At 67.0% G+C, this 16,500-nt stretch carries 16 protein-coding genes and 1 pseudogene; 5 read left to right on the forward strand and 12 right to left on the reverse strand.

Annotation, left to right across the window (positions count from 1 at the left end):
• Positions 1-30: 30 nt before the first annotated feature.
• Positions 31-1,272 (reverse strand): mechanosensitive ion channel family protein, encoded by a 1,242-nt coding sequence (locus ACVK00_RS10520; RefSeq protein ID WP_354123291.1) that lies wholly within the window; start codon positions 1,270-1,272, stop codon positions 31-33.
• A 404-nt stretch (positions 1,273-1,676) separates the two neighbouring features.
• Between ACVK00_RS10520 and ACVK00_RS10525 the strand changes: the two genes are divergently transcribed.
• The gene (locus ACVK00_RS10525; protein WP_284889184.1) at positions 1,677-2,333 is read left to right on the forward strand and encodes a hypothetical protein; all 657 of its coding nucleotides are present in this window, start codon (positions 1,677-1,679) and stop codon (positions 2,331-2,333) included.
• Positions 2,332-2,523 (forward strand): annotated as a pseudogene (locus ACVK00_RS10530) (SulP family inorganic anion transporter); the annotation flags it as partial. The gene ACVK00_RS10525 and the pseudogene ACVK00_RS10530, both read left to right, overlap by 2 nt.
• Before the next feature lie 12 nt (positions 2,524-2,535).
• On the opposite strand, the gene ACVK00_RS10535 reads toward ACVK00_RS10530, so the two are convergent.
• From ACVK00_RS10535 to ACVK00_RS10560, 6 genes are all read right to left on the reverse strand, one after another.
• A complete protein-coding gene (locus ACVK00_RS10535) occupies positions 2,536-3,993 on the reverse strand; it encodes a DHA2 family efflux MFS transporter permease subunit (RefSeq protein ID WP_354123292.1) in 1,458 nt (485 codons plus the stop codon).
• A complete protein-coding gene (locus ACVK00_RS10540; protein WP_284889187.1) occupies positions 3,990-4,553 on the reverse strand; it encodes a cysteine hydrolase in 564 nt (187 codons plus the stop codon). The genes ACVK00_RS10535 and ACVK00_RS10540 overlap by 4 nt, the downstream gene beginning before the upstream one ends.
• 70 nt (positions 4,554-4,623) lie before the next feature.
• Positions 4,624-5,079, reverse strand: a complete 456-nt coding sequence (locus tag ACVK00_RS10545; RefSeq protein ID WP_228907896.1) for a MarR family winged helix-turn-helix transcriptional regulator — start codon at positions 5,077-5,079, stop codon at positions 4,624-4,626.
• 154 nt (positions 5,080-5,233) lie between these two features.
• A complete protein-coding gene (locus ACVK00_RS10550) occupies positions 5,234-5,476 on the reverse strand; it encodes a DUF7661 family protein (protein WP_228907895.1) in 243 nt (80 codons plus the stop codon).
• A 46-nt stretch (positions 5,477-5,522) separates the two neighbouring features.
• On the reverse strand, positions 5,523-6,602 hold the full coding sequence (locus ACVK00_RS10555; protein ID WP_354123293.1) for a serine hydrolase: 1,080 nt from the start codon (positions 6,600-6,602) through the stop codon (positions 5,523-5,525).
• Between the two features lie 197 nt (positions 6,603-6,799).
• A complete protein-coding gene (locus ACVK00_RS10560) occupies positions 6,800-7,036 on the reverse strand; it encodes a hypothetical protein (RefSeq protein WP_284889193.1) in 237 nt (78 codons plus the stop codon).
• Positions 7,037-7,129: 93 nt separating this feature from the next.
• On the opposite strand from ACVK00_RS10560, the gene ACVK00_RS10565 reads away from it, so the two are divergent.
• Both ACVK00_RS10565 and ACVK00_RS10570 read left to right on the forward strand, forming a co-directional pair.
• Positions 7,130-8,005: a LysR family transcriptional regulator gene (locus tag ACVK00_RS10565; protein WP_228907892.1), complete on the forward strand. Its 876-nt coding sequence runs from the start codon at positions 7,130-7,132 to the stop codon at positions 8,003-8,005.
• Between the two features lie 72 nt (positions 8,006-8,077).
• Complete coding sequence (locus tag ACVK00_RS10570) at positions 8,078-8,362, forward strand: transcriptional regulator (protein WP_166724982.1); 285 nt, start codon at positions 8,078-8,080, stop codon at positions 8,360-8,362.
• A gap of 72 nt (positions 8,363-8,434) precedes the next feature.
• On the opposite strand, the gene ACVK00_RS10575 is transcribed toward ACVK00_RS10570, so the two are convergent.
• The 4 genes from ACVK00_RS10575 to ACVK00_RS10590 form a co-directional block, all read right to left on the reverse strand.
• Entirely contained in the window at positions 8,435-9,178 is a 744-nt protein-coding gene (locus tag ACVK00_RS10575; RefSeq protein WP_284889196.1) for a transporter, read from the reverse strand.
• Between the two features lie 68 nt (positions 9,179-9,246).
• Positions 9,247-12,018 (reverse strand): magnesium-translocating P-type ATPase, encoded by a 2,772-nt coding sequence (gene mgtA / locus ACVK00_RS10580; protein ID WP_284889199.1) that lies wholly within the window; start codon positions 12,016-12,018, stop codon positions 9,247-9,249.
• 47 nt (positions 12,019-12,065) lie between these two features.
• Entirely contained in the window at positions 12,066-12,320 is a 255-nt protein-coding gene (locus ACVK00_RS10585; protein WP_228907889.1) for a hypothetical protein, read from the reverse strand.
• Between the two features lie 419 nt (positions 12,321-12,739).
• Positions 12,740-14,398: a S8 family peptidase gene (locus ACVK00_RS10590; protein WP_284889202.1), complete on the reverse strand. Its 1,659-nt coding sequence runs from the start codon at positions 14,396-14,398 to the stop codon at positions 12,740-12,742.
• A gap of 422 nt (positions 14,399-14,820) precedes the next feature.
• Between ACVK00_RS10590 and ACVK00_RS10595 the strand changes: the two genes are divergently transcribed.
• Positions 14,821-15,717, forward strand: a complete 897-nt coding sequence (locus ACVK00_RS10595; protein WP_006752358.1) for a glutamate/aspartate ABC transporter substrate-binding protein — start codon at positions 14,821-14,823, stop codon at positions 15,715-15,717.
• A gap of 100 nt (positions 15,718-15,817) precedes the next feature.
• Here the strand turns inward: ACVK00_RS10595 and ACVK00_RS10600 are convergent, their stop codons facing one another.
• Positions 15,818-16,354 (reverse strand): hypothetical protein, encoded by a 537-nt coding sequence (locus ACVK00_RS10600; RefSeq protein ID WP_284889207.1) that lies wholly within the window; start codon positions 16,352-16,354, stop codon positions 15,818-15,820.
• Between the last annotated feature and the right edge of the window lie 146 nt (positions 16,355-16,500).

Genomic DNA, 16,500 nt, shown 5'->3' on the forward strand with positions numbered 1-16,500 from the left:
GCGGCCCGTTGCGGGCCGCCGCGGCAAGCGTTACCGCGCGGGCGGCGTCTGCAGTTCGCCTTGCGCCGCGCCGGCCATCCGGCGCATGTCGAAGCCCGACGGGTGCTGGTACACGCGCAGCCCGAATTCCGGCAGCACCGCGATCAGGTGATCGAACAGGTCGGCCTGGATCGTCTCGTAGTCGACCCAGCTCGTCGTGTCGGTGAAGCAGTACAGTTCGAGCGGAATGCCTTCGGCGGTCAGCGGCAGCTGGCGCGCCATGCACGTCATGTCGCGGCGGATTCGCGGATGGCCCTTCAGGTAGTTCGCGACGTACGCGCGGAACGTGCCGAGATTCGTCAGCTGGCGGCGGTTCGCCGGGCATTCGCCTGCCGTGCCGAGCGTGCCGTTCCATTGCGCGATCGCGTCGACCTTGTCTTCCAGGTAGTCCTTCAGCAGCGTCAGGCGTTCGAGCCGCTCGATCTCGTCGTTGTCGAGAAAGCGTACGCTCGTCGCGTCGATGAACAGCGCACGCTTGATGCGGCGTCCGCCGGCTTCGGTCATCCCGCGCCAGTTCTGGTAGCTCTCGGTGATCAGCTTCCACGTCGGCACCGTGATGATCGTGTGATCGAAGTTCGCGACCTTCACCGTATTCAGCGTGATGTCGATGACGGTGCCGTCCGCGCCGGCCGACGGCATCGTGATCCAGTCGCCGATCCGCAGCATGTCGTTCGACGACAGCTGCACGCCGGCGACGAGGCCGAGCAGCGTGTCCTTGAAGATCAGCATCAGCACCGCCGACATCGCGCCGATGCCCGACAGCAGCAGGCCGATCTGCTTGCCGGTCGCGTCGCCGATCACGACGAGCGCGGCCGTGATGAACATCACGAGCTTGACGAGCTGCATCGCGCCTTTCAGCGACAGGCGCGGCTGGTCGCGATGGCTCGTGCGATGCGTGCGTTCGAGCGCGGACAGCGTCGCGCTGATCGTCATCGACACCAGCAACACGATCAGCGCGAACAGCACCTTGTCGGCGGCCTGCGCGGCCACGGCCGGAATCCCGGGCACTGCCACGAGCCCCAGCTTGATCACGACGAACGGCACGATGCGGTTCAGCCACTTGAATGCGCCGAACTCGAACAGCGCGTCGTCGATGCGCGTGGCCGACAGCCGCGCGATGCGCGCAACCACGCGGAACAGCAGGAAATGGACGGCGGCCGTGATCGCGCCGGCGGCGGCGAGCAGGATGAGGAGGCCGACGAGCGGCGCAAACCAGGATTCGTTCAGGGTCATAAGGGCAGGCGGGATGCTTCTCGTGCGTTGAATCTGCGCCGCGATGCGGCGCGCGCCCGATGAAGGGCACATGAAAGGGACCGTGATTGTGCCATCGGGTTCCGGGCGGATGGCGCGAATGCATGCTGTGGGGCGCCCGGACATCCTCACCGTTGTGTGGTTTTCGCAGGGGTTCACGCCGCGCAACACACTGTGCACTTGCCACGCGATGCCCGCGCGGGGCACGATGCGCGAACGACTTCGCGCCTCCCGTTTCCACGTCGATCAGGTCATCCACGCATTTCACGCATGCAAGATTCCAACGAAAGCCAGCCGTCACGCGCGCGGCTACCGAAGGTCATTCTGCCGATTCGCCGCGCGTCGGCCATCCGCGACGTGTTCGCGGGCATCTCGCAGGCCAAGCAATGAGAGCAATCATTGCCATCCTCAAAGTGACTTTGGCCGTGGTTGCCGTATGCCTGGTTGTCGCAATCGCCTCGATGTTCTTGCCGGCCAACGTGAGGAGCGAGATCACGCTTTTCTCATTCAAGAATGCGAAGCCCACGATCTTCGCGATCACGTCGATCGCCTTGGTCCTCCCCATCTACCGGCTTGCTAGAAATTCGGGCCATTTGAGTCGGGCGAAGCGCATAGGCCTGGCGATCGTCATGCTCGGATTTTTGGGATTCTTCTACCTCGTCAGCGTTCGCGGGATCACGACTGACGACACCGATTGTCAGCGCTACGACTACAACACCAAACTGAATGGCGGTATTAAACAGGTCGGCGGCACAACCTACATCGTGAGCATCTGCGGAAGCGGCGGCCACGGCAACGGCCTTTTCGCCGATCAAAATGAGCAAGTCAAAATCGTCGTGGCCGATGCACACGGATCGACGCTGGCAACCCGGCTGTTTTTCGTGTTCTGGGGCGGGCGACCGGGCTACGAGCCTATCGAGATTCACGATGGAAAATTGTTCTACTTCGATGCGTCGGATCAGTACGACGGCATGCGATCGATTTCGATGCCACCCACTACGGTCGACTGGATAGCAGCGAGAATTCCAATTTGGCTTCGCTGAGCTCGTCAACGCGCTGCACGCGCGCCGGATCGGCGTGCTGTTCGGGCGCGTGAACCGTTACCTGCATGCGGACATGGCGCGCCACCGGATCACGGAGATTGTCGGCTCGTCGTCCATCTTCCCGACGCTGCATCGGGCGCTGGAAACAGCAGGCGTGACGCCGGCACAGCAAGTGCCGCGTGTCATGTAGCGGCAGGCCCCGTCATTCAGCGCGAACCGGTTCGCGCGCCCCCGTCGGCCGTGCGCCCGCGCCGCTCGACCATCGCGGCAGCCGCAGCGTCGTCACGAAGCTCGCCGCGTGCAGCGCGCAAAGCAGGCCGAACGCCCACGCGTAGGCGACGCCGTGCGTGCCGCCCGTCGACACGGATTCGGCCTGCAGCCGCCATGCGAGAAACAGCGTGCAGAGCGTCGTGAACGTCGGGCCGCCCAGGCGCTGAACAATATTGAGCGACGTCGTCGCCATCGGCAGGTTGCGCCGTTCGACCGACGCATATGCGGCGGACATCGACGGGATGCCGATCGCGCTCTGGCCCATCCCGCGCAGGAACAGCGCGGGCACCAGCACGTAGGGATCGTAGCCGGCCAGCGCGAGATACACGATCGGCAGCGTCGCGACGAGTGCGAGCATCGCGCCGGCGGCGGCCAGCCGGCGCACGCCGAACCGGGTCGTCAGCGTGCCCATCAACGGATACGTGACGAGCATGCCGAGCCCGAGCGGGGCCAGCAGCCAGCCCATCTCGCCGGGCGAGCGGCCGCACGCCTGGATCAGGAACACCGGAATCAGCATCTGGCCCGCGTAGATCGCGCCGTTCGACAGGAACTGCGTGGCGGCGGCCGCGCCGAACACGCGCGCGCGAAACAGCGCGACATCGATCAGCGCACGCTCGCCTTTGCGTCGCTCGACGCGCAGGAATGCCGCGAGCAGCAGCACCGAACCCGCGATTGCGGCGATACCCGGCACGGCGTCGATCCGCTCCGCGCCATACAGGAACAGCACGAGCGCCGGCGACAGCAGCGCGAGACCGACCCAGTCGAGCTCGCGCCGCTGCGTTTCGTCGCTGTCGCCGGGCAGGAACCACGCGGCCAGCGCAAGCGCGAGCGCGCCGACCGGCAGGTTCACGAGAAAGAGCCAGCGCCACGACGCGTGCTGCAGGATCGCACCGGCGACGACCGGGCCGAGGATCGGTGCGATCAGCACGGGCACCGCCGCATAACCGATCACGCGTGCCATCTGCTGGCCGGCCACGCGCGCGATCATCATCTGCGCCATCGGCGCGAGCAGCCCGCCGCTGACGCCTTGCAGCACGCGGAACGCGATCAGCGACGGCGCGGACCACGCGAGCCCGCACAGCGCAGACGTCAGCGTGAACGCGGAGAAACACCACAGGTACAGCGCTTTCGCACCGATGCGGTCGACCAGCCAGCCGTTCAGCGGTAACACCAGCGTGAGCGCGAGCAGGTAGCCGCTCGTCACCCACTGGATCGTCGACAGGCTCGCGTGCAGGTCGGTCGCGAGGCTCGACAGCGATACGTTGACGATCGTCGCGTCGAGCTGCGACAGCAGCCCGCCGAGCGTCGCGACCGCGCTGACTTTCCAGATCGACGAATCGAGCCGGGCGGCCGCATGACCCGGCGCCGGCCGAGCGCGCGTGTCGTTCATGCGCCGCGCCGGTCGAGCAGCGCGAGGATCTCTTGCGTCGAACCGGTCTCGCCGAGACGCGGGAACACCCGTTCGACGCTGTTCGTGTGCGCGTCCGCGTTGAGGTCTGTCATCGCGTCGACCGCCAGCGTCACGTTGTAGCCGAGTTCGTGCGCCTGGCGTGCCGTCGATTCGACGCCGATGCTGGTCGCGACGCCGGCCAGCACGATCTGCGTGACGCCGGCTGCTTTCAGGTACGCGTCGAGACCGGTGGCGGTGAACGCGCCCCAGGTCTTCTTCGTCACGACGTGGTCGGCCGGCTGGCGGTTCAGTTCGGGTACGAGGTCGGCCCAGTCGGCAGGAACGGCATCCAGACGCGCCTGCTGCTGCGTGCGGCCTGGCGCGCCGCCGGCGACGTTGACGAGTACGACCGGCAGCCCGCGCGCGCGGAATGCGTCGAGCAGTTCGCGCGTGCGCTCGATCACCGGGGCGACCGGGTGGGACGTGGGCAGCGCGACGATGCCTTTTTGCAGGTCGATGACGACGAGCGCCGTGTTCGTGTCGAGACGGGTTGTGCTCATGGTGCTGATGCTCCGTGAATTGGGCAAAGGGAAGCGTGCGCGCGGATGCCGCGCCGCACGCAGGCGACGGTCATTGCTCGCCGATGCGCCGGATCAGCGGAATCGCGGCGGCGAGCGTGCGGATCTCTTCAGGGTCGAGCTTCTCGATCGCGGCGCCGAGCCACTTGTGCTTCGCGGTGTCGCGCTTGCGCCGTGCTTCGCGGCCGGCCGCGGTCAGCAGGAACAGGATCTGGCGGCCGTCGGTCGGGTGCGGCTCGCGTTCGACGAGCCCGTCTTCCTCGAGGCTCGCGAGAATCGCCTTCATCGACTGCGGCTTCATCGCCTCCGCGCGGGCGAGGTCGGCGGTCGTCATCGGGCCCTGTCGTTCGAGCCGCGCGAGCGCGCTCGTCTGCGACATGCCGAGCCCTTCGGAGTCGATCTCGGAGCGCAGCCGGCGGATCAACTGGCCGACCGCGAGGGTCAGGTCGGTGGCGACGGTGTCGGCGGAAACGCCGGGTGTACGTGGTGGTGTCATGCGATGGAGCATAGAACACGACAGTTAAACTTGCAAGTTTAACTGTCGAATTGAGTGGGGGTTCGGAATGCGCGGTGCGTGGGCGCGATCGGGCGGGGGGAATGGCGGACGTTGGCGCGGCAGCGGCCAGTCGGTGGAATGAGCAGGTGAGCGGTGCGGCCTGGTACTACGCGCGGCGCGGCGATGGAACCGGAACGGGCACGACGTCGTGGTACTTCGGCGACGCATTCTCGTGCAGCAGGTCGCCGAGATATTGCGCGAGTTCGTCCGCGGCGAGCGCGGACGGAATCTGCAGATTGGCCGGCCGCCGCTTGCCTTCGGCGCCGAGATCGAACACGGTCCAGCGGCCATTCGAGCGCACGACGGCGAGCAGGCGCCCGAATGCATTGAAACGGTATTCGTCCTGCATGGCACCGCTCCTTCGTGAGGGGACGCGCCGGCCGCGCGCGTCGTGCTTACTGGATCGAGCAGCTCAGCCAGCGATGGATCTTCACCGCATCGCTCGACACGCCGGCGCGCGTCGGTGCGCCGAGCAGCACGATCGTTTCGCGGCGGCCCTTCACGCGCATGCGCATCACGACGCCGTGCCCCGATTCGTTGATGAAGCCGGTTTTCTGCAGCCGGATCGGCAGGCTGCCGTTGCGGACGAGCGGATCGGAGTTCACGTACAGCAGTTCGCCGTCGCCGGCCTGCACGGTGGTCGACGTGTCCGTCGAGAAGTAGCGTATCAGCGGATCCTGCGCGGCCGCGCCGACGAGCCGCGCGAGATCCTCGGCGGTGGACACGTTGTGCGGTGACAACCCGGTCGGTTCGCGGAAATGCGTATGGCGCATCCCGAGCCGGCGCGCCTCGTGGTTCATCGCCTTCACGAACGCGGCACGGCCGCCCGGATAGTCGCGGCTCAGCGCGGCAGCCGCACGATTTTCCGACGACATCAGCGCGATATGGAACATCTGGCGGCGCGACAGTTCGGCGCCAATCGGCAGCCGCGAACCGGTGAACTTGATCGTGTCGCGGTCGCGTGAGGTGACGCGCAGCACGCCGTTCAGCGGCCGGTCCGCGTCGCGCGCGACCACGGCGGTCATCAGCTTCGAGATCGACGCGATCGGCCGCACGGTGCCTGCGTTGCGGGCCAGCAGCGGTGTGCCGGAATCGACGTCGAGCACGTAGGCCGCGCGTGAATGCAGCGAGCGCACCGCGCGCGGGCTGTAGCCGCAGCTCGCGAGCAGACGCGGCTTCGCGGCGGGACGCGGGCGAACCGCGTTCGTGCGTTTCGCGCGCCGGTGCTGCGGCGCGGGTGCGGCGTGACGCTTGACCGAGTGATGCTTGACGCGCGGGCGGCGGTGCTTGACGGCCTTGTGCTTGCGGTGGGCGGGGGTCTTCTTGACGACTTTCGCCTGCGCATGCGGCGCCGCGGTGCGATGCGGCTGCGCGCGCTGCGCGGACGCGTTCGTTGCGAACGCGAGTGTCAGGAACGAGAGGGCGAGGATCAGGGTGGTCCGGGCGCGAGGCAGGCGCGCGATGAGGCCGGTCAAGCGAAAGTCTCCTTTTCACGCGCGTTGCGGCGGCGCGAAATGCATGGGCGGTGAGCGGGTGCGGGAAATTATAAGGTCGATCGCGTGGCGATGACGATCGATGTGTACGCAATGGTGCGTGATGCGGGCGGATTCCTGCTGTTTTTTTGCGGAGGATCGAAGGTGCGCGTCCGGCGGAATTCGCGCGAGGAGCCGGTTCAGCGCGGCCAGTTCCGCCGCGACACGACCGCGAAGCTGATCGCGATCGAACCCGTGACGGCGCGCGGAGGCGCGTCGTCCAGCGCATCGCCGAAGCGAAAGCGGCGGCTGCGTCCGTCGACACGTGCGGCACGACGCTCGGGCGCCGGCGCATCGGGCTCGACACGGCTTTCGTTGGCGACCACCGTGTCGCACGAGATATCGGTCAGGCACTCGGCCGCATGATCAACGGACATGACAGTGAATTCCAGGAGGGGCATGTCCGTATTGAACGTCACCGCGTTCGATCAGTAAAATGAATGTTTCGATCGATACGATTCCTTTAAAGAATGGAATTGAAACTGCTGCGCACCTTCCTGACGGTCACCGAACTCAGCCATTTCAGCCGCGCGGCCGACGCGCTGCACATGAGCCAGCCGGCGTTGAGCAAGCAGATCGGCGCGCTCGAGGCGAGCCTCGGCGGCAAGCTGTTCGAGCGCGGACGGCACGGTGCGGAACTGACGCCGTTCGGCGAACGCTTCCTGCCCGATGCGCAGGCGCTCGTGCGCGATGCCGACGAGATCCTCGCGCGTGCGCGGGAGGCGACCAGCGGACAGCGCGGGCATCTGCGGCTCGGCATCTGCCTGTCCGTGCTGACGCTCGTGCCGAAACTCGTCGCGGAATTCCGTCGCCGCAATCCGGGTATCGCGGTCACGCTGAGCGATCTGTCGTCGTCCGAGCAAACACGCCGGCTGCGCGCCGGCAAGCTCGACGCCGGCTTCCTGCGTCTGCCGTCCGATGAAGGGCTGTCGTCGTTCAAGGTGATCGACGAGGCGCTCGCGCTCGCGGTGCCGCCGCATCTCGGTTTCAAGCGCGTGCCGGCCGATCTCGACGTGCTGAACGAGATCGGTTTCATCGCGCTGCAGCGCGCGCGCGGCCCGGGGCTCGCCGCGCAGATCGACCGATGGTGCGTCGAGCGGCGCTTCGTGCCGCAGGTCACGCAGCAGGCGGAGGACGTGCAATCGGTGCTCACGTCGGTTGCGGCCGGGGTGGGCGTCGCATTCATTCCGTCGGGCGCGCAGTACCTGCTGCGCGACGCGACCGTCCTGCCGCTCGACGGCCGGGACGCGAAATGGCGCGTCGGGCTCGCATGGCTGTCCGACCGCGACGATCCGGTGACCACGCGTTTCGTGTCGTTCATGCGCGCGGCGATCAAGAGCGCGTAACGGCGGCGTATAGTGCTCGCGATGGCATCCTTCCTGAATGCCGGCCCGGCGCCGGCTCACGAATCCGACTCGATGACTTCAGAATCCGACGACGCTCCACTCGATCCCGCACTCGTCGCGACGCTCGCGACGCTGCACGAAGCCGCCACCGATCCGTCCGGCAAGACCTGGTCGCTGCCGAAGATCGCGAAGCGCACGCAATTGCCGATGAGCACGCTGCGTCGCGTGCTGACGCAACTCGACGCCGCCGGCCTGAGCGCGACGACGCTGAGCGACGACGGCACCGGCAGTGCCGCATTGACCGAAGAGGGGCGCGCCGTGTGCGCGCAACTGTTCGGCGCGAACGACGCCGGATGAAAAAACGGACCGCGCGAAGGCGGTCCGTCGCATGACGGTTCGACATGCGGCATCGGCCGCATCACCGCGGCATCACCACCGCACCGTCAATCCGCCCATCACGGAGTGACGGTAGGTCTGGTCGTTCAGTCCGTGCCGGTAGCCGACGTCGAGATCGAGCCAGGGCTTGGGCGAATAGATCGCACCCGCGATCACGAACGCCGGATTCGCGCCGGCGCCGCTTTCCGCGTTGCGCGACGTGCCGACGTCCGCCACGATCTGCAGCGTGTCGGTCGCCTTGTAGATCGCCGCGCCCGAGACGGCCCAGATCGCCGTCAGGTCGCCCTGACGATTCGGCTGGTACGTCATTCCCGCATTCGCGAGAAACGAGAACCGCGACACGTCGATTTGCGCGAGCAGCGTCGCGCCGGTTCCCACGCGGCCGGTGCCGAGCCCGCGCCGGTCGTTGCCTGTGGGCATCGTCGCCATCGGCTTCAGCGCGAGCGACAGCGGCCCGCGTTCGACAAACCGCCACTTCATGCCGATCTCGACATCGCCGAACCCGGCACCATTCTCGTCGGTACGCGTTTGCAGATGCGTGTAGGGCGCGTTGACGTAGAGGTCGACGCGTTCGCCGAAGCCGCGCGTGAGCGTCGCATTCCACATCTGGTGGCGGCCGTTTTCGTCCTGTTTCGAGGTTTCCTCGGCATTGAGCTCGAACTGCCAGTTCGCGTTGCCCTGGGTGCCCGGGTCGTCGCTGACGAGCGGGTGGGCGGCAAAGGCGTCGAGTGGCGCGAGCAGGGCGCTCGCGGCCGCGAGCGGAAGCATTCTTTTCATCACGTTACCCTTGGTGCGTCGGCGGCGGCCGGCCCCGAGCGGGCCGGCACGCCGTCGTCCGGAGGAAATCAGAACCACTGCTTGTAGCGACGCACATAAATCGTCTTGACGATCTGCGCGAGCAGGATGTAGCCGACCATCGTCGCCACGAGCCACAGCCAGTAGCTACCCGGCAGGTGCATGAAGCCGAGCGAATCCGCGAACGGCGAGAACGGCAGCCAGCAGCCGATGGCGATCGCGGTGAACGTCGACAGCAGCACCGGCAGTGCGGCCGTGCTCTGCAGGAACGGGATCTTCTGCGTGCGCAGCAGATGCACGACGAGCGTCTGCGACACGAGGCTCTCGATGAACCAGCCCGAGTTCATCACGACCTGGCCGCCCGTGCCGCCGTGCAGGTGATACATCGCGCCCGCGCCGAACACGGTCCACATCAGGATGTACGTCGTGATGTCGAACACCGACGACGTCGGGCCGACCCACAGCATGAAACGGCTGATGTTGCCGGCTTCCCACTTGCGCGGCTTCTTCAGGAACTCCGGATCCATCCGGTCCCACGGCAGCAGCATCTGCGACGTGTCGTAGATCAGGTTCAGCACCAGCAGCTGGGTCGCGAGCATCGGCTCCCACGGCAGGAACGCGCTGGCGACGAGCACCGAGAACACGTTGCCGAAGTTCGAGCTGGCGGTCATGTTCAGGTACTTCAGGATGTTGCCGAACGTCTCGCGGCCCTTGATCACGCCTTCCTCGAGCACCATCAGGCTCTTTTCGAGCAGGATGATGTCGGCGGTTTCCTTCGCGATGTCGGCGCCGCTGTCGACCGAAATGCCGACGTCGGCGTCGCGCAGCGCGGGCGCGTCGTTGATGCCGTCGCCGAGGAAGCCGACCGTGTGGCCGTTCGCCTGCAGTGCCTTCACGATGCGCGCCTTCTGCAGCGGCGTGAGCTTCGCGAACACCGTCGTGCGTTCGACGACCTGCGCGAGCGTCGCGTCGTCGAGCGCCTCGATTTCGGCGCCGAGCACCGGCTTGCCCGGCTGGAGGCCGACCTGGCGGCAGACCTTCATCGTGACGGTCGGGTTGTCGCCCGTCAGCACCTTCACCGACACACCGTTCTCGCGCAGCGCGGCGAGCGCCGGCGCGGCCGATTCCTTCGGCGGATCGAGGAAGGTCAGGAAGCCGCGCACGACGAGGTCACGCTCGTCGGCGGTGCGGTACTGCTCGCGTTCGTCGCCGCGCGGGATCGTGCGCGTCGCGAGCACCAGCACGCGGAAGCCGTCCTCGTTGTACGCGTTCGCCTGTTCGAGCAGCCGCTTGCGCGCGACGAAGTCGAGCGGGCGCACGCCGTCCTCGTCCTGCACATGGGTCGACACCGCGAGCATTTCCTCGACCGCGCCCTTGCAGATCAGCTGGTGCGTGCCGTGCGTGTCCTCGACGACGACCGACAGGCGGCGGCGCACGAAATCGAACGGCAGCTCGTCGATCTTCTTGTAGCCTTGCGGCTTCACGCGCTCGCCGATCTCGTCGGCGCGCGCGACCACGGCGATGTCGATCAGGTTCTTCTGGCCGCTCTGATGGAAGCTGTTCAGCCAGCCGAGCCGCAGGATGTCCTCGTTCTTGTGGCCGGACAGGTCGAGATGGTGTTCGAGGATGATCTTGTCCTGCGTGAGCGTGCCGGTCTTGTCGGTGCACAGCACGTCCATCGCGCCGAAGTTCTGCACGGAGTTCAGCCGCTTCACGACGACCTTGCGGCGCGCCATCGCGATCGCGCCGCGCGCGAGGTTCGCGCTGACGATCATCGGCAGCATCTCGGGCGTGAGGCCGACGGCCACCGCGAGCGCGAACGTGAGCGCGCTCAGCCAGTCGCCCTTGGTCAGGCCGTTGATCATGAACACGATCGGCACCATCACGAACATGAACTTGATCAGCAGCCAGCTCACGCTCGCGACGCCGCGATCGAAGCTCGTCTCGATGCGCTTGTGGCTCACGACGTTGCGCGCGAGCGAACCGAAGTAGGTGTCCTCGCCGGTCGCGACGACGACGGCCGTCGCGGTGCCGCTTACCACGTTGGTGCCCATGAAGCACACATTTTCGAGATCGAGCAGCGACGTCGACGCGTCGTTCGCCGTGCCCGGCGTGCCGGCCATGCCCGTGTTCGCCGACTTGCCGGCGACCGCGCCGAGCGTGTCGTACTTCTCGACCGGCAGCGCTTCGCCGGTCAGCACGGCCTGGCTGATGAACAGGTCGCGCGACGCGAGCAGGCGCACGTCGGCGGGAATCATGTCGCCGGCCGACAGATGCACGATGTCGCCGACCACCACTTCGCGCATCGGCACCTCGCGGCGCGCCGGCTCGGACGTGTCGGTCACCGAGCGCTGCACGGTCGCCGTCGTGCGGACCATCGCCTTGAGCTTTTCGGCCGCCCGCAGCGAACGGAATTCCTGCACGAAGCGCAGCAGCGCGCTGATCGTGACCATCGTCAGCAGGATCGTCATGCCGACGTACTCTCGCTCGCCGGGCGCCGCGAAGTAGACGTCGGTGCAGAAGCTGATCGCGGCCAGCACCAGCAGCACATAGACGAACGGATTGTGGAACGCGTGCAGCAGCTGGCGGGTCCAGTGCGGCGGCTTGTCGTGCGCGATTTCGTTCGGACCGTGGTGCTGAAGACGATCGGCGGCCTGGTCGTAGGTCAGGCCGCGCGTGCTGGTGCGCAGCGACTTGAAGGTTTCTTCGAGCGGGCGGGCCGCTTCCTGCGCGGCGCGCATGATGCGCGGTTCGTTCTGCTGACCGGTGCCGGCGTTGATGAAGCCGCGCTGTTTCTTTTGCGTGGGTTTGCGTTGTGTCATGAGTCGCTCCTTGCGCACGAGGCGGCGGGCGGGGAGCGACCGTGACGTTATCGACGCACGAGCGCTCCCCGCCGCGTCGCGTCAGGCGCGATCGGGTGTGGATCGGTGAAGGGGGGAACGCTCGCCGGCGCGCGGAGTGTTGCGGTCGGCGGATCGATGCGCAGCGGCGCACCGGCGAGCGATAATCGACTACTGTCGTCCGAGTTCATCTGCACTCCTGTCGGTTGCGGGTAGCGGGCACGGGCGATCGGCAGCCGCGCACGCACGAAGGCGCGCGGCGCAATGGCACGCGAACGGAACATGCGCGCAGCTCGCGCGGCGCGCAGCACGAATACACGCGCGGCAGCGTACGGTTACGCGGCGCGGGCATTCGGCGATATCGAAAAAATTTGGCGGGGGATTCTGGCCGGTAATCAGGCCGGAAGGGCGCCGCATCCTGCTTCCCGGGATGCGGCAGAAGACGAGGCTCTGCGCGGTTTCCTCAGGCAGCAGTCAAGTTGGTCGAGGACCAACTACAACTCGCATCGGTGTTCACAGAACACTCCATGTAATCAGACGGGGCGATGGTAATGGGTCGTCGTGCGAAGCGTCAACCTTTTTTCCGCCCTTTATTTTCAGGCAATTCTTGCAGAACGTTAGCGCGGCGACGTCGGCTCCGCACATGAAAAAAACCGCGCGCATGGCAACGCATGCGCGCGGTTGCGTTGACGCAGCGTGCGGCTTACTGCATGGCCGCCGTGACGGCGGCGCCTGCATCGGCGATGCCGGCGCCGGCCGGCAGCGCGGTGCACGACGTGCTGGCCGGCAGCATCGCCGCACGCGCGCCGCCTTGCAGCTTCTGCTGGATCTGCGCGGGTGTGAGGTTGCCGTTCACCGACAACATCAGCCCGACGATGCCCGATACCTGCGGCGTCGCGAGACTCGTGCCGCTCGCGGAGCCGTACGTGTCGGCGCCCGGCGTCGTGGTGCCGCTGTTGGCGGTCGACAGGATGCTGACGCCCGGTGCGCTCAGCGCGACGTCGGAACCGAAGTTGCTGAACGATGCGCGGCGGCCGGTCGCGTCCGTCGCGCCGACGCTGATCACGCCGCGGCAGTTCGCGGGCTGGTCGAACGCGGTCGACAGGCCGTCGTTGCCGGCGGCGACGACGACGGTCACGCCCTTCGCGTTCACGTCGTCGATTGCCTGCTGGAACGTCGCGCTGCACGCGCCGACCCCGCCCAGGCTCAGGTTGATGACCTTCGCGGGATTCGGGTTGGTCGCCACGCCGGCGACCGGAATGCCGGCCGCCCAGCGCATCGCGTCGGCGATGTCGCTCGTCTTGCCGCCGCACTTGCCGAGCACGCGCACCGGCAGGATCCGGCCGAGCCACGACACGCCGGCGACGCCGATACCGTTGTTGGCGTTCGCGCCGATCACGCCCATCACGCGTGTACCGTGCCAGCTGCTGGTGCTCGGTTCGCTTGCGCAGTGATAGTACGGGCCGCTGGCATCGTCGAGTTCCTGCTGCGTGACCCAGTCGCCCGGATCGGTCGCATCGGTGCCGCGCGTCTGGCCGTTGTTGCTCGTGTTGACGTTCGAGATGAAGTTGTAGCCGGGCAGCAGGTTGCCGACGAGGTCGGGGTGCGGCCGGTAGCCGGTGTCGAGCACGGCCGTGACGACCGTCGGCGTACCCTTGGTCCGCGTCCAGGCGGGCGGGGTGTTGATGCCGACGCTCGCATCGGACAGATACCACTGCTGGCTGTATGCGGGGTCGCTCGGCGTGTCGCGGATCCGCATCGGGTGATCCGGTTCCGCGTAGTCGACGTCGCCGTCGGCCGCGAAGGCCTGCGCGAGCGCCGCCGCGTCGCCGGACGCGATACGCTGGCCGATCGACAGCACGGCCGCGCCATCCGACAGGGTCCGCTCGACCTGCACGTTCAGCGATGCCTGCGACGCCGTCACGGCGGCATACGCACGTGCGGCGCTGGTCGCAGTCGGTGCCGACCAGCGCGTGATCGAGCGCTGGATCACTGCGTCGAGCCGCGTGCCGGTGTCGAGGGCCGCCATCGCGCGCGTGGCCGTCAGCGTCTTCAGCTTGACGATCAGGTGATCGACCGGCGGCTCGGCCGGCGCGGTGGTCTGGGCGGCCATCTGCGCGGCGGCCTGCTGCGTCGTGCACGCGTTGTTGCCGCTGGTCGCGGGCGGGGTCGTCGGGGCCGGGGTCGGGGCGGGCGACGGCGCGGGGGCAGGAGCCGCGTTGGAGGAAGACGGGTTGCTGCCGTCGCCGCCACCGCCGCCGCAGCCGGCGAGCGGAAGCAGGGCGGCGGCGGACAGCATGCCGGCGAGCATGCGCGCATGAGCGGAGCGGGCCAGCGCGAAATTGAAACGTGTGGCTCTCATGGTGAAGCGATCCTCGTAGATAACCGTCGTGCTGGCGGTCGTGCCGGGTCCAGAGGAACACCGGACCTTGTCGTTTTTGTCTGACGTATGCCGCGAGGTTGCTGCGACGCGCCATGCACTGGGTAACGGCTGCCGCGCGCGCTTCTTGAGTCGTTTTAGGAGAAAAAATCCGATTACCGCAAACGATTGCGTTGCTGCGTCGCAGCATGATTGCGGGTCGGATGCCCATGACACGGCAGGCAGGACGCGACCGAATGCGTCCGGTCGGGCGCGACGTGGGATCCACGCGCGTTTGCGCGCCACGGCAAATTCGGCGCCCGCGCGCGGCCGCGCCGGCAGGCTCCTTACGCTTTCCCTGATGCGACGCGAATTTTGTCGGGCGTACGATCGCGATTCGATCAACGTTTCGTCAGGAGAAAAGCATGGATCGCCGCTTCCGTTGGCTGGCCGTCGCGCTGACCTGTGCACTGGCAGGCACTGCGCACGCGCAGGCGCTCACCGGCACGCTGAAGAAGATCAAGGACACGGGCATCGTGTCGCTGGGTATCCGTGAATCGTCGGTGCCGTTCTCGTATTCGGACAACCAGCAGAAGAACATCGGCTACTCGCGCGACATCGCGGCGCGCATCATCGACGCGCTCAAGGCGGAGCTGAAGGCGCCGAACCTGACGGTGAAGGAAATCCCGATCACGTCGCAGAACCGGATTCCGCTGCTGCAGAACGGCACGATCGACTTCGAGTGCGGGTCGACGACCAACACGCTGGAGCGGCAGAAGCAGGCCGCGTTCTCGAACAGCATCTTCTTGTACGGGATCCGCTTCAGCACGCGCAAGGATTCGGGCGTGAAGGACTTCACGGACCTGGCCGGCAAGACGGTCGCGACGACGGCAGGCACGTCGGACGAGCGGCTGCTGCGCAAGCTCAACGAGGAGAAGGGGATGAACATGACGATCATCAGCGCGAAGGACCACGCCGAAGCGTTCATGAACGTCACGACGGGGCGCGCGGTGGCGTTCGTGATGGACGAGCCGCTGCTGTACGGCGAGATCGCGAAGGACCGCAACCCGGGCGCGTACACGGTGGCCGGCACGCCGCTCGTCCATGAAAACTACGCCTGCATGATGCGCAAGGACGATCCTGCGTTCAAGCACGTGGTCGACGGCGTGATCGCGAAGCTGCAGACTTCCGGCGCGGCCGAGAAGCTCTACGACCAGTGGTTCATGCAGCCGATTCCGCCGAAGGGCGTGAGCCTCAACTATCCACTGTCGCCGGAGATGAAGCAGCTGTTCAGGAATCCGACGGATCAGGCGCAGTACTGAGCGGCGCGTCGACGTGGAATTGCATCGCAAATGAAAAACCGCCGGCACATGCCGGCGGTTTCGGTTTCCGGCCCGGTCGCTTGCGAGACGGAACCGGGCGTCAGGCCTTGATTTCCGGCCCGCGCGCGGCCGGCCTGACCGGTGCCGACGGTGCCGGCGCCAGCGCACGCGTGGACGGCTGCGTCGGCACGATCACGACGACCGGTTCCGGCATTGCCCACGGCGGCATCGCGAACCCGACCGGTTGCGGCATCGGCATCGCGAACGCGTTGGTGAGTGCGACGTGCTGCAGCGCCATCATCTGCTGCATGGCGACCATCTGCGCCTGGGCCGCCTGCATCTGATACTGCGCGACCTGCATCTGCCGCAACGCGGCCGCGGGCGGCACGCTGCCCGACGACGACGTCTGCATCTCGAAGCTCGCGCCGCCATGCGGGCTGTGCCAGCTCCACGTGCGGACCTGCATCGGGCCGACGGCGGTCTGGACGACGCGCGTATCGGCTTTCACGGGCACGGCCTGCCCATTCACATTGACGAACATCGGTTGTGCGGCCGGAGCGGCGTCGGCTTGCCCGGCCATGGCGAGCACGGGCATCAGCGCCAGCGTGCCCGCCGCCCAATACGAACGGAATCGCATGTTCGGATCTCCATCAAACGAGACTGATCGAATCAACAATGAACGAATCGTGCGGCTCACGGACGGAGCCACGAGCGACTATGCGAGCGCCGGCTTAAATCTGGCTTAAAACCGGGGCGGGACCGCGGGACGAGGCTGGGTGGGTG

Source organism: Burkholderia sp. PvR073, from assembly GCF_054055695.1.

Coding starts and splice junctions, on each gene's coding strand:
- ACVK00_RS10520 (WP_354123291.1), bottom strand. CDS start 1,272: ATGACCCTGAACGAATCCTGGTTTGCGCCGCTCGTCGGCCTCCTCATC.
- ACVK00_RS10525 (WP_284889184.1), top strand. CDS start 1,677: ATGAGAGCAATCATTGCCATCCTCAAAGTGACTTTGGCCGTGGTTGCC.
- ACVK00_RS10535 (WP_354123292.1), bottom strand. CDS start 3,993: ATGAACGACACGCGCGCTCGGCCGGCGCCGGGTCATGCGGCCGCCCGG.
- ACVK00_RS10540 (WP_284889187.1), bottom strand. CDS start 4,553: ATGAGCACAACCCGTCTCGACACGAACACGGCGCTCGTCGTCATCGAC.
- ACVK00_RS10545 (WP_228907896.1), bottom strand. CDS start 5,079: ATGCTCCATCGCATGACACCACCACGTACACCCGGCGTTTCCGCCGAC.
- ACVK00_RS10550 (WP_228907895.1), bottom strand. CDS start 5,476: ATGCAGGACGAATACCGTTTCAATGCATTCGGGCGCCTGCTCGCCGTC.
- ACVK00_RS10560 (WP_284889193.1), bottom strand. CDS start 7,036: ATGTCCGTTGATCATGCGGCCGAGTGCCTGACCGATATCTCGTGCGAC.
- ACVK00_RS10565 (WP_228907892.1), top strand. CDS start 7,130: ATGGAATTGAAACTGCTGCGCACCTTCCTGACGGTCACCGAACTCAGC.
- ACVK00_RS10570 (WP_166724982.1), top strand. CDS start 8,078: ATGACTTCAGAATCCGACGACGCTCCACTCGATCCCGCACTCGTCGCG.
- ACVK00_RS10575 (WP_284889196.1), bottom strand. CDS start 9,178: ATGAAAAGAATGCTTCCGCTCGCGGCCGCGAGCGCCCTGCTCGCGCCA.
- mgtA (WP_284889199.1), bottom strand. CDS start 12,018: ATGACACAACGCAAACCCACGCAAAAGAAACAGCGCGGCTTCATCAAC.
- ACVK00_RS10585 (WP_228907889.1), bottom strand. CDS start 12,320: ATGTTCCGTTCGCGTGCCATTGCGCCGCGCGCCTTCGTGCGTGCGCGG.
- ACVK00_RS10590 (WP_284889202.1), bottom strand. CDS start 14,398: ATGAGAGCCACACGTTTCAATTTCGCGCTGGCCCGCTCCGCTCATGCG.
- ACVK00_RS10595 (WP_006752358.1), top strand. CDS start 14,821: ATGGATCGCCGCTTCCGTTGGCTGGCCGTCGCGCTGACCTGTGCACTG.
- ACVK00_RS10600 (WP_284889207.1), bottom strand. CDS start 16,354: ATGCGATTCCGTTCGTATTGGGCGGCGGGCACGCTGGCGCTGATGCCC.